20 protein-coding genes are annotated in these 22449 nt (G+C 65.3%); 10 read left to right on the top strand and 10 right to left on the bottom strand.

Annotated features, from left to right (window positions below; genetic code table 11):
* Window positions 1–207 precede the first annotated feature (207 nt).
* From rpmH to CA260_RS21460, 6 genes are all read left to right on the top strand, one after another.
* Window positions 208–345, top strand: a complete 138-nt coding sequence (gene rpmH / locus CA260_RS20830) for a 50S ribosomal protein L34 (protein WP_038622724.1) — start codon at window positions 208–210, stop codon at window positions 343–345.
* A gap of 14 nt (window positions 346–359) precedes the next feature.
* The gene (gene rnpA, locus CA260_RS20825) at window positions 360–758 is read left to right on the top strand and encodes a ribonuclease P protein component (RefSeq protein ID WP_111984989.1); all 399 of its coding nucleotides are present in this window, start codon (window positions 360–362) and stop codon (window positions 756–758) included.
* A 58-nt stretch (window positions 759–816) separates the two neighbouring features.
* Window positions 817–2520 carry a membrane protein insertase YidC gene (gene yidC / locus CA260_RS20820; RefSeq protein WP_111984988.1) on the top strand — a complete coding sequence of 568 codons (1704 nt, stop codon included), beginning with the start codon at window positions 817–819 and terminating at the stop codon, window positions 2518–2520.
* 786 nt (window positions 2521–3306) lie between these two features.
* The gene (mnmE, locus tag CA260_RS20815; RefSeq protein WP_111984987.1) at window positions 3307–4647 is read left to right on the top strand and encodes a tRNA uridine-5-carboxymethylaminomethyl(34) synthesis GTPase MnmE; all 1341 of its coding nucleotides are present in this window, start codon (window positions 3307–3309) and stop codon (window positions 4645–4647) included.
* 197 nt (window positions 4648–4844) lie between these two features.
* Window positions 4845–5468 carry a hypothetical protein gene (locus tag CA260_RS20810; RefSeq protein ID WP_111984986.1) on the top strand — a complete coding sequence of 208 codons (624 nt, stop codon included), beginning with the start codon at window positions 4845–4847 and terminating at the stop codon, window positions 5466–5468.
* Window positions 5469–5642: 174 nt separating this feature from the next.
* A complete protein-coding gene (locus CA260_RS21460) occupies window positions 5643–8186 on the top strand; it encodes an FtsK/SpoIIIE family DNA translocase (protein WP_111984985.1) in 2544 nt (847 codons plus the stop codon).
* A 129-nt stretch (window positions 8187–8315) separates the two neighbouring features.
* On the opposite strand, the gene rbsK is transcribed toward CA260_RS21460, so the two are convergent.
* Together rbsK and CA260_RS20795 are read right to left on the bottom strand one after the other, a co-directional pair.
* A complete protein-coding gene (gene rbsK, locus CA260_RS20800; RefSeq protein WP_111984984.1) occupies window positions 8316–9218 on the bottom strand; it encodes a ribokinase in 903 nt (300 codons plus the stop codon).
* A 97-nt stretch (window positions 9219–9315) separates the two neighbouring features.
* Complete coding sequence (locus CA260_RS20795) at window positions 9316–9750, bottom strand: hypothetical protein (RefSeq protein ID WP_111984983.1); 435 nt, start codon at window positions 9748–9750, stop codon at window positions 9316–9318.
* Between the two features lie 138 nt (window positions 9751–9888).
* On the opposite strand from CA260_RS20795, the gene CA260_RS20790 reads away from it, so the two are divergent.
* Together CA260_RS20790 and CA260_RS20785 are read left to right on the top strand one after the other, a co-directional pair.
* Entirely contained in the window at window positions 9889–10587 is a 699-nt protein-coding gene (locus CA260_RS20790; RefSeq protein WP_111984982.1) for a glutathione binding-like protein, read from the top strand.
* Window positions 10588–10710: 123 nt separating this feature from the next.
* On the top strand, window positions 10711–12993 hold the full coding sequence (locus CA260_RS20785) for a S9 family peptidase (RefSeq protein WP_111984981.1): 2283 nt from the start codon (window positions 10711–10713) through the stop codon (window positions 12991–12993).
* A 190-nt stretch (window positions 12994–13183) separates the two neighbouring features.
* Here CA260_RS20785 and CA260_RS20780 read toward each other — a convergent pair whose 3' ends face one another.
* From CA260_RS20780 to lptM, 7 genes are all read right to left on the bottom strand, one after another.
* On the bottom strand, window positions 13184–13798 hold the full coding sequence (locus tag CA260_RS20780; RefSeq protein WP_111984980.1) for a hypothetical protein: 615 nt from the start codon (window positions 13796–13798) through the stop codon (window positions 13184–13186).
* A 35-nt stretch (window positions 13799–13833) separates the two neighbouring features.
* Entirely contained in the window at window positions 13834–15174 is a 1341-nt protein-coding gene (gene hslU, locus CA260_RS20775) for an ATP-dependent protease ATPase subunit HslU (RefSeq protein WP_111984979.1), read from the bottom strand.
* 158 nt (window positions 15175–15332) lie between these two features.
* Window positions 15333–15866 (bottom strand): ATP-dependent protease subunit HslV, encoded by a 534-nt coding sequence (gene hslV / locus CA260_RS20770; RefSeq protein WP_111984978.1) that lies wholly within the window; start codon window positions 15864–15866, stop codon window positions 15333–15335.
* Window positions 15867–16104: 238 nt separating this feature from the next.
* Window positions 16105–16989, bottom strand: a complete 885-nt coding sequence (gene xerC, locus CA260_RS20765) for a tyrosine recombinase XerC (protein WP_111984977.1) — start codon at window positions 16987–16989, stop codon at window positions 16105–16107.
* A gap of 7 nt (window positions 16990–16996) precedes the next feature.
* Window positions 16997–17680, bottom strand: a complete 684-nt coding sequence (locus tag CA260_RS20760; RefSeq protein ID WP_111984976.1) for a DUF484 family protein — start codon at window positions 17678–17680, stop codon at window positions 16997–16999.
* 64 nt (window positions 17681–17744) lie between these two features.
* A complete protein-coding gene (gene dapF, locus CA260_RS20755; protein WP_111984975.1) occupies window positions 17745–18593 on the bottom strand; it encodes a diaminopimelate epimerase in 849 nt (282 codons plus the stop codon).
* The gene (gene lptM / locus CA260_RS20750) at window positions 18593–18955 is read right to left on the bottom strand and encodes an LPS translocon maturation chaperone LptM (RefSeq protein WP_172461946.1); all 363 of its coding nucleotides are present in this window, start codon (window positions 18953–18955) and stop codon (window positions 18593–18595) included. The genes dapF and lptM overlap by 1 nt, the downstream gene beginning before the upstream one ends.
* A gap of 158 nt (window positions 18956–19113) precedes the next feature.
* Here lptM and CA260_RS20745 point away from each other — a divergent pair, with 158 nt between their 5' ends.
* On the top strand, window positions 19114–19797 hold the full coding sequence (locus CA260_RS20745; protein WP_111984974.1) for a hypothetical protein: 684 nt from the start codon (window positions 19114–19116) through the stop codon (window positions 19795–19797).
* Between the two features lie 444 nt (window positions 19798–20241).
* Here CA260_RS20745 and CA260_RS20740 read toward each other — a convergent pair whose 3' ends face one another.
* Complete coding sequence (locus CA260_RS20740) at window positions 20242–20715, bottom strand: GNAT family N-acetyltransferase (RefSeq protein WP_172461945.1); 474 nt, start codon at window positions 20713–20715, stop codon at window positions 20242–20244.
* Window positions 20716–20908: 193 nt separating this feature from the next.
* Here CA260_RS20740 and CA260_RS20735 point away from each other — a divergent pair, with 193 nt between their 5' ends.
* Window positions 20909–22393, top strand: a complete 1485-nt coding sequence (locus tag CA260_RS20735) for a RimK family protein (RefSeq protein ID WP_111984972.1) — start codon at window positions 20909–20911, stop codon at window positions 22391–22393.
* The last annotated feature ends 56 nt before the right edge of the window (window positions 22394–22449 follow it).

Below are 22449 nucleotides of genomic sequence, written 5' to 3'. Positions count from 1 at the left end.
TTTTCAACCACTGGAAGGAGCGCTTTCGCGCGGGGTGGACCGGCAAGTCTAGCAGCACGAGCCCTCCTTCATGGCATGGATATCCACATGGATATCCACAGGAAGCGAACAGGCTTCTGTCAACCTTTTTGGCGAAGGATTTGACAGGGCCTGCCGTAACCCCGCATAATTTCCAACCTTTTTATCACTTTAACTTCGGACAGAGCCATGTCGAAGCGTACCTTCCAACCCAGCAAGCTCAAGCGCGCCCGTACCCACGGTTTCCGCGCCCGCATGGCGACCGCCGATGGCCGCAAGGTCCTGAACGCACGTCGCGCCAAGGGCCGCAAGCGCCTGATCCCGTAAGCGGCGCGCTCACCATGCGTGCCGCCGGCCTGCCGCGCGAGGCGCGGCTTCGCCGCGCCGGTGATTTCGCTGCTCTGCGTCATGCCAGCGGCCGCTTCGGCGGCCGCTGTTTTTCTGTGCGCTATCGTCCGAATGATCTGGACCACCCGCGCCTGGGGCTGGCCATTTCCAAGCGCGTGTCCAAGCGCGCGGTCGATCGCAACCGCATCAAGCGCCTGGTGCGCGAATCCTTCCGGCGCCACCGCCTTGAGCTTCCGCCCATCGACCTCATGGTGATGGCGCGCGAGCAGGCCGTGAGCCTGCCGGGCCCGGAGCTGCTCGACGAACTGCACCTGCTCTGGAAGAAGCTGCGCTCCGTGAGGCTCGAGGCCACATTGAAGCCGGGCGATGCGGCCGGCACAATCGTGCGTTGACCTTTATCCACCCTCTTCCGCGGCCCGTTGTCGCGGCATGCATCGGATCTGCTCCGCGATGAATCAAACGCGCACGTTCCTCATCTTCGCCCTGCTGGCCGTGGCCTACCTGCTGTTCATGGCCTGGGAGAAGGATTACAGCCCGCAGCCGCAAGCGGCCGCCGCGACGACAGCCACCTCGTCGACCGCAGCGGCACCGGCCGACGGCAGCGTGCCGGGTGCAACTTCCTCTAGCGCGCCGGCGGCCGTGCCGGGCACCACGACCGAAGCGTCCACACAGCTCATCACCATCAGCACCGACGTGCTGCGCCTCACGGTGGACACCCGCGGCGGCACCGTGGTGCGTTCGGAGCTGCTCCACTACCCGGCCGTGCCGCGCACCAAGAAGGATCCGGACCCCGCACCGGTCCGCCTGCTCGATGACGAACGCTCGCAGTACTTCGTCGCGCAGAGCGGCCTGGTCAGCAATCAGGGTACAGCGCCGGATCACCGCGCCGTGTTCCAGGCCGCGCAAACCCGTTATGCACTGGCGCAGGGCCAGGACGAACTCAAGGTCGACCTGACCTGGTCCGATGCCTCGGGCCTGAAGGTCACCAAGTCCTACGCGCTCAAGCGCGGCAGCTACGTCGTCACCCTCGATCAGAAGATCGAGAACGGTGGCAGCACGGCGTGGCAGGGCAATGCCTACGAGCAGCTGCAGCGCGTGGCGCCGGCACAGCAGAAGAGCTGGTGGCAGAACTTCAGTGACCCGTCCTCGCACAGCTTCTATGGCGCGGCGTGGTACAGCCCCGAAGAGAAGATGACCACCCTGCCCTTCGCCGATTTCGCCAAGAAGCCGCTGAATCATCCGATCACCGGTGGCTGGGCGTCGATGCTGCAGCATTACTTCTTCGTCGCCTGGATTCCCGCGGCGCAGGACGCCAACACCTATAGCACCAGCGTGATCAATGCGGACACGGCCCAGCCGGTGTATCTGATCCGCGCCGTCGGCCCTGCGCTGAGCGTGGCACCGGGCCAGAGCATCGCCACCGCCTCGCGCCTCTACGTGGGCCCAAAGCTGCAGGGCACGCTCGACACCGTGGCGCCGGGCCTCGATCTCACCACCAACTACGGCTGGCTGACGGTCGTGGCGCAGCCGCTGCACTGGCTGCTGTCGCAGCTGCACGCCATCAGCGGCAACTGGGGCGTTGCCATCATCCTGCTGGTGCTGCTGCTGAAGGCCGCGCTGTGGAAGCTGACCGCCGCGCAGTTCCGCTCCGGCGCCAAGATGCGCAAGCTGCAGCCGCGCGTGACCGCTCTCAAGGAGCGTTACGGCGACGACAAGATGAAGATGCAGCAGGCCATGATGGAGCTGTACAAGAAGGAGAAGGTCAACCCGATGTCGGGCTGCCTGCCGGTGCTCATCACGATGCCGGTGTTCTTCGGTCTGTACCGCGTGTTGATGGAGAGCGTGGAGCTGCGCCACTCGCCGTTCTTCGGCTGGATCCACGATCTTTCCGCGCCCGATCCGTTCTTCGTGCTACCGGTGATCTACATCCTGGTGATGCTGGCCACGCAGTGGCTGTCGCCGTCGGCCGCGGGCATGGATCCGGCGCAGCAGAAGATGATGAAGGTGATGCCGGTGGTGTTCGGCTTCATGTTCCTGTTCTTCCCGGCCGGCCTGGTGCTGTACTGGGTGGTCAACGGCATCACCAGCCTGGCGCAGCAGTGGCTGATCACGCGCAGCGTGGAGCGCGCGGACGAGAAGGCCAAGGCGGCCTGATCGTTGCAAAGGGTTCGGAGAAAAAGGCCGCTGAAGCGGCCTTTTTTTCGTATGGTTTCCGCTCACGGCGACGCTCGCCTTCTGTGTAGGAGCGCACCCTGTGCGCGACAGCCTTTCGCCGTGGGCTGCACTTTTATCGGTCTTGTGAGAGCGGGTGTTGCCTTCGGTTGCCATGCCGCCGCTAGGTTGCCGCTTGCGACCGAAGGGAGTCCCTGTGGGGCGACGCGCAGCTAGTCCCCGTGGGAAGCTCGAGCCACTTTTCTTTTGCTGGCCCACGCACGCGCCTTTTGCGTGCGAACGGCGAAGCCGGCCCGCACGCGGGGAGGCGCCATGGATGGCGCCAGCTTTGAGGAGCGAGGAAGGGCGGAGGGCATCAGCCCGGAGTCAAAATCCCACGGGATTAGCTTCGCGTCAAAAGTAACCCAAAGTAGTGGCCTTGAGAGCCAAGGCTCTTAGCAGTACGTGGGATAGAAGCGTCGGTCGACCGAGTCCAGCCGGGATGCGCTCGTTACTACCTCGAACGTAGCGGCCACGCCGCAACGCGCCATGGCGAAGAGGACTTAAAGCGCGGCGAGAAAGCGTCGAGGAAGCACGGTTGCCGCGCCTTATCTCCCTCTCCCTTTTGGGGAGAGGGCTGGGGTGAGGGGCGGGTGCTCGCGGCAAGACTGCCTACCGCAGCAGTATCAACGCCTTGTGCCTTTACCGTTGTCTCTCGTTTCTTCGATGGAATCATCGGTACCCACGTTCCGCATTCCTCCCTGTGTACCCGCCCTGCATAATTCCCCCATGACCACCACCGACACCATCGCCGCCATCGCCAGCGCTCCCGGTGCCGCTGGTGTCGGCGTGCTTCGCGTTTCCGGGCCTGCGGTGCCGGGCATCGCGGCAGAACTGCTCGGTCGCGATCCCGAACCGCGCCGCGCGCACTTCACCGCTTTTCGCGAGCGCGACGGTGACTTGATCGATCGCGGTCTGTTGCTCTACTTCCCTGCGCCGGCGTCGTACACGGGTGAACATGTGCTGGAACTGCAGGGACACGGCAGCCCTGTACTGCTCGACGCACTGCTGCGCCGTGTCTGTGCGATGGGCGCGCGACTGGCTCGGCCGGGTGAGTTCACCGAACGCGCATTCTTGAACGGCAAGCTCGACCTCGCGCAGGCCGAAGCCGTCGCCGATCTGATCGCTGCACGTTCGCAAGCCGGCGCCCGCGCGGCGTTGCGTTCGATGGAAGGCGTGTTCTCCCGCAAGGTGCACGACCTGCTGGCATCGTTGATCGGCCTGCGCGTGCACATCGAAGCGGCCATCGATTTCCCGGAGGAGGAAATCGATTTCCTCGCCGATCCGGCGATCATGCACAAGCTCGATGCGCTGCGTGCGCAGTTGGCCGGGCTGCTTCGCGAAGCGCAGCGTGGCGTGCGGCTCAACGATGGTCTGCGGGTTGCCATCATCGGACGTCCAAACGCGGGCAAGTCCAGTTTGCTTAACGCGCTGTCCGGCAGCGACCGCGCCATCGTCACCGACATCGCCGGCACCACTCGCGATGTCCTGCGCGAGCACCTCAGCCTCGACGGCATCGCGCTCGAACTGGCTGACACCGCGGGCCTGCGCGAAACCGATGACCCGGTGGAGCAGGAAGGCGTGCGTCGAGCACAGGGGGAACTTGCACGTGCCGATGTCGCGCTGCTGGTCACCGACATGCAGCATGCCGAACACGATCTATCGCTGCTGGCCGACCTGCCTTCCAGCGTGGAGCGGCTCGTATTGATCAACAAGATCGACATCGACCATACCGACGCCCGTTACGAGGAACGCGACGATGCCATCTGGGTGTGGGCTTCGGCGAAAACGGGCGAAGGCCTCGACGCTTTGCGCGAACACCTCAAGCGGCTGGCCGGTGCCGGCAGCGGCGAAGGCGCTTTCAGCGCGCGCCGCCGCCATGTGCTGGCGCTGGAACAGGTGGAATATCGCCTCGACCGCGCCGACGAAGTCCTGCGCGTGACCCAGGCGGGTGAACTGGTCGCCGAGGAGCTACGCCAGGCCCAGCACGCTTTGGGCGAAGTCACCGGTACCTACACGAGCGACGACCTGTTGGGAGCGATCTTCAGTTCGTTCTGCATCGGCAAGTAGGGCGAGGCCGGGCCTGGCGCGGCGCACCGTCCGAAGCTTCCCCAGCGGCCGGAAATCCTCCAAGCTGGTACCGCCCGCGCCGGCTCGTGATCGAGCTCCCCCGGCAAGGCATATCCGTATAGCCGTCGATTTACATCAGCAAGGCTGGCCGGGTTTTCCTGGTCGGTGGATTTCTCACATGGGATGGAGTGTCCACGATGTATTTCAGCTCTCGCCTTTTCATGCTTTGTGCCTGCCTGTCACTTTCAGCATGCGCCGGGAAACCGACTGTCCTGGACCAGGACAAGCTGCAATCGTTGTCGCTCTACGATGCGGACAACCATGCTCGCTTCACCGTCTATGTTTCCTGTGAAGCTGCGGACGATCTCTCCGATTCGATCTGCCTGAGGACGCAATACGCCTTTTCCGATTGGGCCAGCGACCGAAAGATTGTCCTAAGCCCGGTGGATACGAAGGACGCGCTGTTTACCAAGGACGAGTTGGAAGCGCGGCGATTGCCGGCGCCATCCACGGCCAAGCCTTATGTGATGGCCATCTATTTCAACCCCGAGGTGACGCCGAGCTTCGGCGCCATGTTCGATGGCGCGGGGGCCGTTTCGGTCGCGTCGAACTCGAGGTCGGCCCGCATTGGCTACAAGGCAAGTATTCGCATTTTCGATACCGCGAGCGGAAAGCTCATCGAGCAGATTCCCTCCCATGAAACCATCAACGTGAAGCCACAGACCAATGGTGCGCCGTACGTACGCGCCGTCGTGGCCGACTTGGTGGCCAACCTGGATCCCTCCTATGACGCGGACCGCCCGAAGATACCGAGGCGCTGACGTCCGGGTCGCGCACCGGCATCGGTGGAATCTTGACCGCGATGACAAAGAAAGCGGCCAAAAAGCAAGCCTTCAGGCAGCGCATACAGCCGCTTACAGAACAATCTGCTGACTCAAGTGACCACTCGGCGCTAACATGCTGAGTTTGCACGCGGCGGCATCGAACACTCAGGCATGCTCTCCTTTCTTTTCGGCGGCTTCGGGCTGTCCACCCTCTGGCTGATTCCCCTGTTCTGGCGTGTCGGCGCTTCGCTGTCGAAGCGCCGCAAGTTATCCACACCTGGTGGGCAGGGAACGATCCGGTTCTGGCTGGGTGCGGTGCTGGTGTTGCTGGCGAGCGCGACGCTGGAAGGGCTGGTGGTCGACCAGTACACCGATGATCCACAGCTCGGCGGCGCGGTGTGCCGGGCGCTTTCGCACGGCATCGGCGGTACGTTCGGTGGATGGTTGACCGTGCTCGTCATGCTGGGCGTCATGGCCACTGCGCTGCCCTGGTACCTCGGGGTGGGCTGGCGCGCGATATTCCAGCGCTTGTCCTCGTGTGTCGATGTGCTGGCTGCCCTGCTCCAACGCGGCGTCGATACCTTGGCGACCCGCCGTGGAAACACGACGGGCGTTCGCCGTGCGGGCGGCGCGGTGCGTCGCAAGGAAAGGCAATCGGCTAAGCCGCGTCGCCCGCGTGCCGTCGAGCAACGCCGAACCCAGGCGCCAGCGCCATCGCTGCCGCAGCGGTCATCGGCGACCATTGAACCGCCCCAGCCCATCGTCGCCGCAGCACCCACCCGTGTGCGTCATGCGGCGCGGCAGGAAAAGATCATCCGCGAACCCTGGCTGATGCCCAAGCATGGACTGGCCTCTTCGGTGCCGGCGCCGCTCTCGCGCCGCCCCGCCGCCCCGGCCATGGCGAGCGCATCGCAGGCGAGCACGTCCACCATCGTGTCGCGAGCGACGCAAGCCACCATGCGCGTTGCGGAACCGTCCGGTGTCGTCGCCGCTGTGGCGCCTGCCGAGCATGCCATCGCCGCGCCGGCGGCGACCGCGCCAGTGCAGGACGTCGGATCGGAGCCGGTGCTGCCATTGGCGGAAGAACCATTCGAGCTGGATACCGCATCGGTCGCGCCGGCAGCGGCATCGACGCCCGTGCGGGGACGAAGCATCGCCGCCAACGACGATGATCTCGTCGCGCCGCCGGCCAGCATCGCGCCGTTGCGTGCCGGCGCGCCGCCGCGCCAGCGTCCCAACGCGATGCTGCCTCCGCTTTCCCTGCTGGCTGCGCCGCGTGCCGAACTCGCCGCGATCGACGATGCACAGTTGGCGGAGACGGGAGAGTTGATCGAGCAGCGGCTGCGCGAGTTCAAGGTACCGGTGTCCGTCGTCGGTGCGTCTGCCGGCCCGGTGATCACGCGTTTCGAAGTGGAGCCGGCGGTAGGTGTGCGCGGCAACCAGATCGTCGCGTTGATGAAGGATCTGGCGCGCGGTCTTGGACGGACGTCCATCCGCGTGGTCGAGACGATTCCCGGCAAGACCTGCATGGGCCTGGAACTGCCGAACGAGCAGCGCCAGATGATCGCGCTCGCGGAGATCCTGGACTCGCGCGAGTACCGCGGTTCGGACTCGCTGCTCACGCTTGCCATGGGCAAGGGCATCACCGGCGAGCCGGTGGTGGCCGATCTCGCCAAGGCGCCGCACATGCTGGTGGCGGGCACGACGGGTTCGGGCAAGTCGGTCGCGATCAACGCGATGATCCTGTCGCTGCTGTACAAGGCCACGCCCGACGACGTGCGCCTGATCATGATCGACCCGAAGATGCTCGAGCTTTCGGTGTACGAAGGCATCCCGCATCTGCTCGCTCCGGTGGTCACCGACATGAAGCTCGCGGCGAACGCGTTGGCCTGGTGCGTGGGCGAGATGGAGAACCGCTATCGCCTGATGTCGGATCTGCGCGTGCGCAACCTCGCCGGCTACAACCAGAAGGTGAAGGAAGCAAAGGCGTCTGGACGTCCATTGCTCAACCCGTTCCCCGCGCATCCGGAAGTGCCCGGGACCCTCGACACCTTGCCGATGATCGTGGTGGTGATCGACGAGCTGGCCGACCTGATGATGGTGGCCGGCAAGAAGATCGAGGAGCTGATCGCGCGTCTCGCGCAGAAGGCGCGCGCGGCCGGCATCCATCTGATCCTCGCGACGCAGCGTCCTTCGGTCGACGTGATCACCGGACTGATCAAGGCGAACATTCCCACGCGCGTCGCGTTCCAGGTATCGTGCAAGATCGACTCGCGCACGATCCTCGACCAGATGGGCGCCGAATCGCTGCTCGGCCAGGGCGACATGCTGTTCCTGCCGCCGGGCACGGGTTATCCGCAGCGCGTGCACGGTGCCTTCGTCGCGGACGAGGAAGTGCATCGCATCGTGGCGCACCTGAAGCTGTACGGCGAGCCGGATTACAAGGACGAGATCCTCGCGGGTCCGCCGGGCGAAGGCTCGGGCGAGTTGTTCACCGAGGAAGGCGGTGATGCCGAACTCGATCCGCTGTACGACGAGGCGGCCGCCTTCGTGCTGCGCTCGCGGCGTGCGTCGATCTCCTTCGTGCAGCGGCAGTTCCGCATCGGCTACAACCGCGCGGCACGACTGGTCGAGGCGATGGAAGCGGCCGGCCTGGTGTCGTCGATGGGCATCAACGGTCAGCGCGAAGTGCTGGCACCGGGGCCGTCGGACTAAGCGGTCGCAACCGCGGCTCTTTGTAGGAGCGCACCCAGTGCGCGAAAAGCCTACGGAGCGTTGAGCCAAACCACGACGACCGTCGTGCGAGATACATCAACGCGTCGCGGTCGCGCACTGGGTGCGCTCCTACAGGCGGATGGGGTGCGCCGCCAGGAAGGCGTCGAGTTCGCCACGCGTTGGCATGCCGCCCTGCGCGCCCAGTCGCGTGACCGATAGAGCGGCAGCGGCGCAGGCCTTGCGCACGGCGGAGGCCAATCCTTCGTGGAGGAATACGGCCAGCGCCGCATTGAAGGTATCACCCGCGCCGGTGGTGTCGATCACGTCGACCTTGAAGCCCGATTGATGCACCGGTTCGTCTTCTTCGCGGAACCATGCCCCGTCGCCGCCACGCGTCAGCACGAGCGGTGCCGGTGAACGATGCATCAATGAACGGAAGTCTTCATGAGCATCGGCGCCGAGCAGGATAGCCAGTTCGTGCTGGTTGGGCGTGAGGTAGCGCGCGAGCTTCAGCCACTCGATAGGCAGCGGCTGGGCGGGTGCCGGGTTGAGGATCACCGGTTTGCCGACGCGCTGTCCCAGCCGCAGCGTGGCTTCCACGCTTTCGAGCGGAATCTCCATCTGCACCAGGATGGCATCGGCCTTCTCGAAGGCTCGTTGCGCGGCTTCGATCTGCGTCGGCGTCACCTGCGCGTTCGCGCCCGGCACCACCACGATGTGGTTGTCGCCTTCGGCCACGGTGATGGACGCCGTGCCGCTGCTGCAGTTAGCGATGCGGGCCACGTGCTCCAGCTGCACGTTCTCGCGTGCGAGCCCGTCGCGCAGCTGCTCGCCGAACGCATCGTCGCCCACCGCACCCACCAGCGTGACTTCAGCGCCCAGTCGCGCCGCGGCCACGGCCTGGTTCGCGCCCTTGCCGCCGTGCACGGTGAGGAAGCGCTCGCCGAGGATGGTCTCGCCGGGTGCGGGAAAGCGCGGCGCCAGCGTCACCAGGTCCATGTTGATGCTGCCGACCACGACGACGCGTGCCATAGGGTGCTCCATCACGATAGTGCGGAAAGCGCAGAAGCATACGTGATGGCGGATGGCGAGGCATCGTCGTTGGCGTGGCGACGGTGCCTCGCGGGGATCAAGGATGCCCGCCGCTGCTGCTGGACGACGCTGGCATGTGCTGCCCGCGCCGCTCCTCCATGCGCTCCATGGCCTTTTCGCGCATCGCCTGGGCCTTGGTGCGCTGCGGCTCCGTCAGCAATGCATCCACCTGCTGATCGCTCGACTGCACGATGGACATGGCCTTGGCGCGCCGGTCGGCTGGCTTCAGGCCGCTGTCGCTGCGCAGCGCCTGCAACTGCTGGTCGCGCTGCTGCAGGATGGGAAGGATCTTGGCCTGCTGGTCAGGCGTCAGCTGCAGATGCTTGGTGAGACGTTCGATCTGCTGCTGTGGATCGATGGCATGGAGATGTTTGGCGGTAGGCGCCGTGGGTGGCGTGCCCTGCTGCGCCCAGGCCGCGCCGGCGACAGCGAGGCCAAGCGAAAGCAGGACGAGGTGAAGCGGACGTTGCATGGTCGTTCTCCTGTCGGATGCGCCACTGCGGGAACGCGTGCGGACAGGTCGCGTTGACGGGCCGCAGCTGTTGCCATGTTGAATCCCAGCCTATCGCCCCGACCATCAAGGGTTCGTACGCACTCTAGGTCACCGCCCATGATCGAGCTCCACTACTGGCCCACGCCCAATGGCCACAAGATCACCCTGTTCCTGGAAGAGTCCGGCCTGCCCTACACCATCAAGCCGGTGAACATCGGCAAGGGCGAGCAGTTCCAGCCGGCGTTTCTCGCCATTTCGCCCAACAACCGCATGCCGGCCATCATCGATACCGCACCGGCCGATGGCGGCGACCCGATCAGTGTGTTCGAGTCGGGCGCCATCCTGCAGTACCTCGCCGAAAAGAGCGGCCGGTTTTTGCCCACCGACCTGCGCGAGAAATACACGGTGCTGGAATGGTTGTACTGGCAGGTGGGCGGGCTCGGGCCCATGCTCGGCCAGAACCATCATTTCAACCGCTATGCGCCGGAGAAGATCCCCTACGCGATCGATCGCTACGTCAACGAAACGCGCCGCCTCTATGGCGTGTTGAACAAGCGCCTGGAAGGCCGCGCCTTCATCGCCGGCAAGGACTACTCCATCGCCGATATGGCCGCCTATCCGTGGACGGTGGGATACGAAAACCAGGGCATGGCGCTGGAGGATTTCCCGCACCTGAAGCGATGGTTCGAGGCGATTCGCGCGCGACCCGCCACACAGCGTGCCTATGCGCGGGGTGAGCAGATCAAGGACCGGTTTGACCTCACCACGGACGAGGAAGCGCGAAAGATCCTGTTCGGCCAGGGCGCCAAGGCCTGAGCCTTGCGCGACGCATCGCTGCCGATGCGCCGCTTTCCCCGGAAAATTGCTGGCTTCCACGGGCGTGACGCGTTCTAATCGCCGCTTGTTCTTACGTACGACGCGTCGCCCAAGGAAGTACCCATGCGCGCCCTTCTTTTTGCCGCCCTGACGATGGTGGCCCTGCCGACCATGGCCGAAAAACTCAACATCGAACGCATCTTCGACGGCGGCAACCTTGCCGGCGCCGCGCCGCGTGGCCTGCAGATCTCGCCCGACGGCAGCCGCGTCACCTTCCTTCGCGCCAAGCCCGATGACCAGTTCCAGCTGGATCTGTGGGAATACCAGCTCAAGGACAACAAGACCCGCCTGCTGGTCGACTCGAAGAAGCTCGAGCCCAACGGCGACCAGCTGTCCGATGCGGAGAAGGCGCGCCGTGAGCGCGAACGCACCGCGGGCCTGCATGGCATCGTCAGCTACCAATGGTCGCCGGATGGCAGGCAGCTGCTGTTTCCCGTCGGCGGCAAGCTCTATGTCTATTCGCTCGCCACGCCCGATGCCGCACCCAGGGCGCTGGATACCGGCGACAACGTGATCGATCCGAAGATCTCGCCCAAGGGCCGCTATGTGTCCTACGTGCGTGACCAGAACCTGTGGGTGATCGATCTCGGTACCGGCGAGGCGAAGCAGCTCACCCACGATGGCGGTGGCACCGTGCACAACGCCGAGGCCGAGTTCGTGGCGCAGGAGGAAATGGATCGCAGCGAAGGCTACTGGTGGGCGCCGGACGATTCCTCCATTGCGTTCGAACGCTACGACGAAGCGCGCGTACAGGTCACCAAGCGCACCGAACTGTATGCCGACCACACCGACGTGATCGACCAGCGCTACCCCGCCGCCGGTACGCCCAACGTGCTGGTGAAGCTGGGGCTGGTCGCGCCGACCGGTGGCCAGCCGCGCTGGATCGACCTGGGCAAGGACAGCGACATCTACCTCACCCGCGTGAAGTGGCTGCCGGACGGCAAGCACGTCACCTACCAGCGCATGCCGCGCAACCAGCAACGGCTGGATTTGCGGATCGTCGATGCGAAGACGCTTTCGCAGCGCACCTTGCTCACTGAAACCAGCAACGACTGGATCAATCTCAACGATGACCTGAGCTTCCTCAAGGATGGCAAGTCCTTCCTGTGGGGCAGCGAGCGCAGCGGCTATCACCATCTCTACCTCTACGGCATCGACGGCAAGCTCAGGCACGCGGTGAGTGAAGGCGAGTGGCCGATCGATGGTCTGCTGGCGGTGAACGAACGCAACGGTGTCGTTTACGTCAGCTCGAACAAGGACGCGGTGCCGGAGCGGCAGGTCTATGCGCTGAAGCTCGACGGCAGCAATGCGAAGACGCCCGTGCGCATCAGCCAGGGCGCCGGCACGCACCTGGCCGAGTTCGCCCATGACGCCAGCTTTTACGTGGATAACTTCTCCAGCATCGACACGCCGCCGCAGGTGAGCGTGCACAAGCCGGATGGGGCTCTGCTGACCTGGATCGAGCCGAACAAGCTCGATGAGAAGCATCCGTTCTGGCCGTATCGCGACAGCCTGATCAAACCCGAGTTCGGCACACTCACGGCCGCCGACGGCCAGACGCTGTATTACCGCGTCTACAAGCCCGCCGGTTTCGATCCGACCAAAAAGTACCCGGTGTTCGACACCTATTACGGTGGCCCGCACGCGCAGGTGGTCGCCAATACGTGGGGCGACTATTTCAACCAGTACATGGCTCAGCAGGGCTTCGTGGTGTTCAGCCTGGACAATCGCGGCATGGCCCGTCGTGGCCACGTGTTCGAAGCGCCGATCTACCAGCAGCTGGGCGCCGTCGAGGTGGATGACCAGCTGGTGGGTATCCAATGGCTGAAATCGCAGCCATGGGTGGATGGCCGCCGCATCGGCGTGTTCGGCTGGAGCTACGGCGGCTTCATGACCACGATGATGCTGGCCAAGGCCTCCGACCAGCTCGCCGGCGGCGTGGCCGTGGCGCCGGTGACCAACTGGCGCCTCTACGACACCTTCTATACCGAGCGTTACCTCGGCCGTCCGCAGGACAACGATGCCGGCTATACGCGCAGCTCACCGATGGCGTGGCTCGATGGCCTCACCGCCAGGCTGTACCTGGTGCATGGCATGGCGGACGACAACGTGCTGTTCCTCAACTCCACCGAGCTGATGGCGGAGCTGCAGAAGCGCGGCACGCAGTTCCAGTTCATGGCCTACCCGGGCGCCAAGCACGGCCTCAACCTGCCGGGCCAGCGCACGCACGTGTACCACCTGATCGAGAATTTCTTCCAGCAGCAGGTGAAGGGCATGGCGCCGGCTACGCGCGCCGTGAAGGCGCCCATGCCGGATCCGATGCCGGCGCCGGCGACGACGAGGTAGCAGTAGCGCCACTGTAGGAGCGCACCCAGTGCGCGACCGCCAGGCTTCGTCGTATCTCATGGCGCGGTTATCGCGAACCGGGGCTGACCGCATCAGCGCTGCGTAGGCTTTTCGCGCACTGGGTGCGCTCCTACAGAAGGTCTCTGCACCAAGAAAAAGGCCGGCTTTTCAGCCGGCCTTTTGCTTTCGATTACTGCACGTGCCCCACGCCCGAATCGCCCTGCTCCAGCGGCGGCGGGCTGCCGGCCACGGCCAGCAGCGACATGGCGTAGCCATCCTCGATGCTGACGGTCGAGACCTCGTCCCATGAGAAGAACGACGGCTCGCGCAGCCATTCCGCGTCGGGCGAGATTTCCTGCATGTTGAAGCCGTCTTCCTCGACGCCGACCAGGCGACCGATGTAGCAGACCTCGGACTCGTCCTCGCTGTCCACGTGCACGCCGATCACCGGCGCCTGCGCGGCCGCGGCCTGGATTACGCTGCGGATGTCGTCCAGCGGAAAGCCCCGCGGCGTGCGCGGCATCAGGTGCTTGAGGACCAGCGCCTTTTCCATGAAGGGCGCGTGTTTGTCCGGCGCCTCCAGTTCGGATACGTCGCGATGACGCATCACATACATGCCGTCGTAGGTGATGCCGTCGCCGACCACCCACAACAGGAAGAATTCACGGCCCACGCCGCCCACGTAGCCGCAGAAGCTGCCGTGTTCGAGTTCACCGCGCCATAACCGGACCAGCTGATGCTTCTGCTGCGCTTCGCGCAACTGGGCACGCTGGCCGGTCGTCTTGAGTTCAATCACATTTCCCATGGGGCAATTTTAACAGGCGGGGGACTTCCCCTTGTTTACAGGATGTAACGGCTCAGATCCTCGTCCTTGACGAGCGTTCCGAGGTTTTTATCGACATATTCGTCGTCGATCACGTAATTTTCACCGGATTTGTCGGCAGCTTCGTAAGAAATCTTCTCCAGCAGCCGCTCCATGACGGTGTGAAGACGGCGGGCGCCGATGTTCTCGGTCCGTTCGTTCACCTGGAAGGCGACCTCGGCCAGGCGGTCGACGCCGGTCTCGGTGAACTGCACCGTGACGCCCTCGGTGCCCAGCAGCGCGATGTACTGCTTGGTCAAGGCGTTATGCGGCTCGCGCAGGATGCGCTTGAAGTCATCGACCGACAGCGCGGACAGCTCCACGCGGATCGGCAGGCGGCCCTGCAGCTCCGGAATCAGGTCCGAGGGCTTGGCCAGCGAGAACGCGCCCGAGGCGATGAACAGCATGTGGTCGGTCTTGATCGGGCCATACTTGGTCGACACCGTCGAGCCTTCCACCAGCGGCAGCAGGTCGCGCTGCACGCCTTCGCGGCTGACGCCGGCACCGCCCCACTCGGAGCGCTGGGCGACCTTGTCGATCTCGTCGATGAAGACGATGCCGTTCTGCTCGGCGGCCTGCATGGCCTGCGTGCGCACTTCTTCCTCGTTAAGCAGCTTGGCCGCCTCTTCTTCCACCAGCAGCGGACGCGCTGCCTTGATGGCCAGCTTGCGCTGCTGGGTCTTGGCGCCGCCGATGTTCTGGAACATCTGGCGCAGCTGCTGGCCCATCTCCTCCATGCCCGGCGGCGACATGATCTCCACGCCGACATTCATGGCGAAGTCGAGTTCGATCTCGCGCTCATCCAGCGCGCCTTCGCGCAGCTGCTTGCGCAGCTTCTGGCGCGTGTCGTTCTGGGCGTCGTTGGCCGGCGCCGGGTCGTGGCTCCAGTCGGTGGGCTGCTGGCGGCGTGGCAGCAGCGCGTCGAGGATGCGGTCCTCGGCGCGGTCCTCGGCCACCGAGCGCACGCGCTTCATGGCCTGCTCGCGGGTGAGCTTGTAGGCCACGTCGGCAAGGTCGCGCACGATGGATTCGACGTCCTTGCCGACATAGCCCACCTCGGTGAACTTGGTGGCTTCGACCTTCACGAACGGCGCGTTGGCCAACGTGGCCAGGCGGCGCGCGATCTCGGTCTTGCCCACGCCGGTGGGGCCGATCATCAGGATGTTCTTGGGCGTGACTTCGTCGCGCAGGCCCGGTTCCAGCTGCATGCGGCGCCAGCGGTTGCGCAGCGCGATGGCCACGGCGCGCTTGGCGTCGTGCTGGCCGATGATGTAGCGGTCGAGTTCGTTGACGATTTCGCGGGGAGTGAGTTCGGACATGGGGTCACCGGAAAAGTGTGGTTTTCGCCCGTCATTCCGGCGCGGGCCGGAATCCAGTATCGCCAGTCATTTGAAGGCGCTGGTTCCCTGCCAGGCAGCCTTCGGCTGATGAAGGCGCCGTGCGGGTATGACGGTGGAAAGACTGTCGCGCCTTGCGCTTACAGCTCTTCGATCGTGGTGTTGTGGTTGGTGTAGATGCAGATGTCGCCGGCGATCTTGAGCGCACGCTCGACAATGGCGCGTGCATCCAGGTCGGTGTTCTCCATCAGCGCCAGCGCGGCGGATTGCGCGTAGGGGCCGCCGGAGCCGATGGCGATCAAGCCGTGCTCGGGTTCCAGCACATCGCCGTTGCCGGAAATCAGCAGCGAGGCGTCCTTGTCGGCGACCGCCAGCATGGCTTCGAGGCGGCCCAGGCGGCGGTCGGTACGCCATTCCTTGGCCAGTTCCACCGCCGAACGGGTGAGGTTGCCGCCGTGCTTGTCCAGTTTCTGCTCGAACAGCTCGAACAAGGTGAACGCGTCCGCCGTGGCGCCGGCAAAGCCGGCCAGCACGTCGCCCTTGCCCAGGCGGCGGATCTTGCGCGCATTGGCCTTCATCACCGTGTTGCCGAGGGTGACCTGGCCGTCGCCGCCGATCACGATGCGGCCGTTACGGCGCACCGAGACAATGGTGGTGGCGTGAAAGGATTCCATGGGAGCTCCGCAGAGTACGAATTCGCCAGAAGTGGGGCTCCCGAAGGGCAAATCCAAGCCGCCGACCTCCCTGTAGGAGCGCACCCGGTGCGCGATAAGCCTACGGAGCAGAGATGCCGTGCCGCTGTTCCACGCGATTTCGACTGGCATAACCCGTCGCGACAACCGTCAGTCGAGGGGCCTTTCGCGTGGCGGTCGCGCACTGGGTGCGCTCCTACAAGGGAGCGGTATGGCGCGCCTACTTCCGCTTGGCCCGAGGATGCGCGGCGTCGTACACCTTGGCCAGGTGCTGGAAATCCAGATGGGTGTAGATCTGCGTGGTGGCGATGTCGGCGTGACCGAGCAGTTCCTGCACGGCGCGCAGGTCGCCGGAGGATTCCAGCATGTGGCTGGCGAAGGTGTGGCGCAGCAGGTGCGGATGCACGCGCTTGGGCATGCCCTGCACCAGGGCGATCTGCTTGAGGCGCAGTTGCACCGTGCGCGGGTTGATCGGCTCACCGCCACGCCCCTTGAACACGGGCTGCTCGGGCACCACGCCCTCGGCCTCGCCCAACGCACGCAAGGCCGTCACGGCATGCCGCCCCACGGGCACGATGCGCGTCTTGCTGCCCTTGCCGAGCACGCGCACTTCGCCCGCCTGCAGGTCCAGGTCGATCCAGCGCAGCCCGGTCAGCTCGGACAGGCGCAGGCCCGAGGAATAGAACAGTTCCATCATCGCCCGGTCGCGCAGGTTCAGCGCGCCTTCGGCCTGCGCCTCCACCAGCAGGGTGGCTTCGTCCACGTCCAGCACTTCGGGCAGCTTGCGGTGCACCTTGGGGCCGCGCACGCCGGCCAGCGGGTCATGGCCGAGCGACCCTTCGCGGGTCAGGTGGCGGAACAGGCTGCGGCACGAAGACAGCAGTCGTTGGAGGCTCTTGGGCGAGAGGCCGCCGCGATGCTCGCCGGCGACGAAGCCCCGCATGCGGTTGGGTTCGAGGCGATCGAAGCTGTCGATGCCCTGCGCATCCATCCAGCGCAACAGCTTGGACAGGTCGCGCCGGTAGCCATCTACCGTGTGTATCGACGCCTTGCGCTCGTTGCCCAGACGGGCGAGCCAGGCGTCGACCTGTTCCTGCGGCTTCATCGCCGGGTTACACGCCTTCCTGCGAGCGCCGCAGCGCCGCCGAGACGGTGGCTGCGATCATCTTGAGGAACAGCGTGCCCATGCCGGGCTGGAAGTGGTCCGCGTCGCCGCTGCCGATGGCGAGGATGCCGAACTCGCCCAGCGGCATGATCGCGCTGGAGCGGATGTCCGGCGCGCGATCACCGAACAGGCGATACAGGCGCTCGGCCGAGAGGCGGCCGGCAACCGGTTCGTGGTTGGCGAGGAAATCGGCAAACTCCGGCATCGATGCACGGCCGCCGGGCACATGGACCAGCCAGTCCGCCGGCGGCAAGCCGATGTTGCCGAACAGCACCAGGCGCACGTGGTCGGTCTGGAAATCCTCGCCCAGGCGCGTTACCACGCTGCGCGCGGCCACGGCGGGCGTGCTGGCGCGCAGCACGGCCACGTTGAGGTCGTGGATGCGCTGCATCAGGCGCTCGTTGTCGGCGGCGATGCTGATCAGGCTGGCGAGCTGGCGTTCCAGCTCGGCGTTCTTCTCGCGCAGGCTCTGTAGCTGGTAGGCCGCGAGCGAGGCGACCGAGCCCTGTTCGCGTGGCAGCGTGAGCTGGGCGGCGAGGTCGGGAAAGTCGGTGAGGAACTCCGGGTGCCGGCGCAGGTAGGCCGCCACGTCGCTGGCGCTCATGGTTTCGGCGAGTGCGGAGTCGGACATCGGTATTTCCTCGAGCGGATCGATACGTCGCGGCCCCGAGTGTGCGATGTCCGGGTGTCCGCTTTCAATGAGTGGGAGCGTTGCCCAGCCATTCACCCTCGAACACGAAGGTGGCCGGACCGGTCATCCACAGCGTATGCCCGGGCCCTTCCCATTCGATGGTCAGCGTGCCGCCGGGCAGTTCCACGTGCACGCGTTCATCCACTTCGCCGCGCAGGCGCATCACCGCCATGGCGGCGCAGGCGCCGGTGCCACAGGCCATGGTCCAGCCGCTGCCGCGCTCGTGCACGCGCAGGCGCAGGAGCTCGCGCCCCATGACCTGGACGAAGCCCGTGTTGGCGCCTTGGGGAAAACGCTCGTGCGTGGTGAGCAAAGGACCGAGGCGGAATAGCGACGGCGCATGCAGATCAGGCACCACCACTACCGCGTGCGGATTGCCCATCGAGAGCGCGCCGATCTCCAGCACCTCGTCGCCGACGTCGATGCCGTAGCGATCCGCTTCGGCGTTCGCGATGAAGGGAATGGTCGCCGGATCGAACGAAGGCACGCCCATGTCCACGGTCACCTCGTTGGGACCGTTGAGACGCACCGTCACCGGCCCGGAGGGACTTTCCACCTTCACCATGTCGCCGATGGCCAGCTCGCCCGCGCGGTGCAGCCATGCGGCCACGCAGCGCACGCCGTTGCCGCACTGGCCCGAGGGCGAGCCGTCGGCATTCCAGATGCCGTAGTAGAACGCGCACGACGGATCGCGCGGCGGCTCGATGCTGATCAGCTGGTCGAAGCCCACGCCGGTGTGGCGATCGGCGATGTCGCGGATCTGCGCCTCGCTCAACGCGAACGGCTGCTGGCGGCAATCGACCATGACGAAGTCGTTGCCGATGCCGTGCATCTTGGAGAACGGCAGCTTCATCACATGAACTTGCCGCCGGAGATGCGACCGTCCTTGTCGAGCTCGGCGAAATAGCGGCTGTTGTTGGTGCGGAACTCGCGCGTGGCGACCGTGCCCGGCAGTACCAGCAGCACGTCCGGATAGTTCGCGCGGAACTGGTCAGGCGTCGGATGCGTGGCGATGAAAGCGTCGAACGCCGTCATGTCGGTCACGAAACCGCGCACGGCATTGGGTGCCGGCGTGACCGGCTTCGGCGCGGGGGCCACCGGCGCTGCGGCGGGTGCTGGCGTGGGCTTGGGCATGTACAGCGGCCCCTTGTTGCCGCAGCCGGCCAGCAGGGCCAGCGTGGAGCACAGCGGAAGCAGCAGGTGAAGTCGACGCATCGCAGGGTTTCCGTAGGGAACGGACGGAGTATAGGGAAGCCTCAAAATCGTGGCGAGCAAGACGCTATAAGGCGCATTCACGCCACGTTTCCCCCCGGGCTGCCGTTATCATGACCCCGTCGCCGCCCCGCGCGGTACGGAAGTCCGAAGTAACGACGATGGATTGGACCGCGCTGCTGCGCCTGCCCACGACGATCCTGCTGATCCTTGCAGCGATCGCGCTGCTGTTCACCCTGGTGCAACTCGTGATCCTGCGTCACCGCCTGGACCACCGTCACCGGTGGGCGGCCGCGGGACGCACCGTGCTGGTGCTGGTCGGCATGGCCTTCACCCTGGTGCTGACGGGCCTGGGCCTCACCCTGCGCGGCTATCGCCTGTTGACGGACGAGACGCCGGTGGTCGAGATCGACGCCCGCATCCTCTCGCCGCAGCGCTGGGAACTCATCCTGCACTGGCCCGACGGCACGATTCGCCAGATACCGGTGGCGGGCGATGCGTGGCGCGTGGAGGCGGTGGTGCTGAAGTGGAAGCTGCCCGCCATGCTGTCAGGCCTGCCGCCGCTGTACCGCCTCGACCGTGTGTCCGGTCGTTATGACGACCCCAACGAAGAGGCCCATGCGCCGCGCACCGTGACGGACTTCCGCGAGGCGGGCGCGTTCGATCTGCTCGACCTGCACAAGCAGTATCCGCGCTGGGTGCCGGACGTCGACGTGCTGTTCGGCAGCGGTGCGTATCTGCCGCTGGTGGACCAGGGGCATTACACGGTGAGTCTGATGCGCACGGGGGCACTGGTGGCGCGGCCGGATGAGGCGACGGAGCAGCGCATCGCGCAGCCGTTCTGAGGTTCCGGCGCGACCGATCCGCTCGGTATTCCTCTGTAGGAGCGCACCCAGTGCGCGACAGCCTTTCGCGCCGGTCTGCATGTTTGGTTTTTGCTAGAGCGAGCGCGGCCTTCGGTAGCCACGCTACCGCAAGCATGCCGCTTACGCAGCGGGCGTTTCGACGTCCTGCCGGCCGCCGAGTCACTTTTCTTTTGCTGGCCCAAAAGAAAAGTAACCCAAAGAAAATGGCCTTCAGAGCCAAGGCTCATAGCAGTACGTGGGATAGAAGCGTCGGACGACCGAGGCTAGCCTTGGTGCGCTCGTTAATACCTCGAACCGAGCGGCTACACCGCAACGCGCCATAGCGAAGAGGACTTAAAGCAACTTTGTTGGGCGGTGCGGAGGTCTGTAGGTCGCCACCACCTCTCTCCCTCTCCCCTCCGGGGAGAGGGCTGGGGTGAGGGGTCACCCCACCTTCTTCTCATACCGCCACGCATCCGCTCCATCGCCGTAGTACCGCGCATAACGCCCGATGCGGTCGTAGCCCAGTCGCTCGTAGAGTCGGATCGCCACGGCATTGTCCGTACGCACCTCCAGCCGCAACACTTTGCACCCGCGTCGCTTGGCCAGTTGCTCGGAGGCTTCCAGCAGCGCCGAGCCCACGCCCTTGCCACGGGCCTCCGCATGGGTGGCGATGGAATACAGCCGCGCCACCTTCGAGCCCTTGCGGAAGAACACCACGGCGGTGCCCAGGAAACGGCGGTGGTTGGCGCTGGCGACCAGTACCTGGGCGGTTTCGCTGTCGAGATGCCGCCGATACTGCTCGCGGCTCAGGCGGTCGGTGGCGAAGCTGCTCTCTTCCAGCGCCACCAGGTCATCGAGATCGGAGAGTTCGGCACGGCGCACGCGTACGGCGGCGGTCGCGGGCATGGGGGTCATCAGGGGCGGATCCCGTCGAGCGCAGAGTGGACCAAGCGGCGCACTCTAGTCCTCGGGGGCGCATGCGGCAATCGTGACCTTCGGCGCATTTAGGGCGGCTTCATAGCCACGCCCGTTCCTGTGCCACACTGCGGCCCTTGCGCCGTGCCGCCTCGTTCCCCACGCGACGACACTTCCAACCGCCTGAGGTGTCATGACTCGTCTCGTCATCGTCGTCGAGAAAGCTTCCGACTGGAGTTCCTACTACCCCTCCGTCGACGTCGTCACCGCCATGGACTACCTGCGCGAGCCGGTGGGCGCCGATGAAGAGCGCACGCACGTCATCAACCTGTGCCGTAGCTACAAGTACCTGGGCACGGGCTACTACGTCTCACTGTTGGCGGAGGCGCGTGGACATCGCGTGATGCCCACCGTGCGCACGGTGAACGATCTGCGCCGTCGATCGCTGTACGGCCTGGACATCGAGGACCTGAGCACCAAGCTCACGCATTTCCTGCCGGCCGGCGGACGCGACACCACCGACTTCGGCATCCTGGTCTACTTCGGCCAGACCGCGTATCCCGCGCTGCAGGATCTTGCGCGTCAGGTCTTCGAAATGTTCCCGTGCCCGCTGCTGCGCATCGAGTTCGAGCGCGACCGCGTATGGCAGGTGAGCGCGATCAAGCCGGTGGGCCTGCACACGCTGGTGGACCAGCAGGAAGACGCCTTCGCCGAAGAACTCGACCGCTTCAGCAAGAAGCTGTGGCGCAAGCCCAAGGCGCGCAAGCAATTCCGCTACGACATCGCGATGCTGGTCGATCCGGCCGAGGCGATGCCGCCGTCGAACAAAAAGGCGCTGAAGGCCTTCATCACGGCGGGCAAGGAGATGGGGATCGAAGTCGACCCCATCAACAAGAACGACTACCAGCGCCTGGCCGAATACGATGGGCTCTTCATCCGCGAGACCACGGCCAGCGACAACCACACCTATCGCTTCGCGCATCGCGCCGAGCGCGAAGGCATGGTGGTGATCGACGATCCGGCGTCGATCCTCCGCTGCACCAACAAGATCTTCCTCAACGACCTGATGATCTCGCGCAAGCTTGCGGTGCCGCGTACGGAGATCCTCTATCGCGATGACACCAAAGGTCTGAAGGACGTCGCCAGCCGCCTTGGCTATCCGCTGGTGCTGAAGATTCCCGACGGCTCGTTTTCGCGCGGCGTGGTGAAGGTGGAAAACGAGCAGGCGCTGGGCAAGGCCACCGCCGAACTGTTCCAGCACAGCGCGCTGCTGCTGGCGCAGGAATTCGTCTATACCGAATTCGACTGGCGCATCGGCGTGCTCAACAACGAAGCGCTGTACGCCTGCAAGTACTACATGTCGCGCGGCCACTGGCAGATCTACAACCACGGCGCGAAAGGCACCGCGAAATCAGGCGGTTTCGAGACCATTCCCGTGCGCGAGGCGCCGGCCGAAGTGGTGAAGCTCGCGCTCAAGGCCACGCAGGCCGTGGGCGACGGCCTCTACGGCGTGGACCTCAAGCAGGTCGGCGACAAGCCGGTGGTGATCGAAGTGAACGACAACCCGTCGATCGATGCCGGCGTGGAAGACGCGTATCTCGGCGAAGAGCTGTACGGTCGCATCATGCAGGACTTCCTGCGGCGCATGGAGCGCAAGCGCCTGGGCATCGTCGACTAGCGACGAGACGCCTTCACGGTAGGAGCGCACCCCGTGCGCGACCGCGGCGTTGCGCT

Source organism: Dyella jiangningensis (genome assembly GCF_003264855.1).
In the GTDB taxonomy this organism is placed as follows: domain Bacteria; phylum Pseudomonadota; class Gammaproteobacteria; order Xanthomonadales; family Rhodanobacteraceae; genus Dyella; species Dyella jiangningensis_C.
The sequence above is the reverse complement of the archived record's forward strand: the minus strand, read 5'-3'. Positions and strand labels throughout refer to the sequence as shown.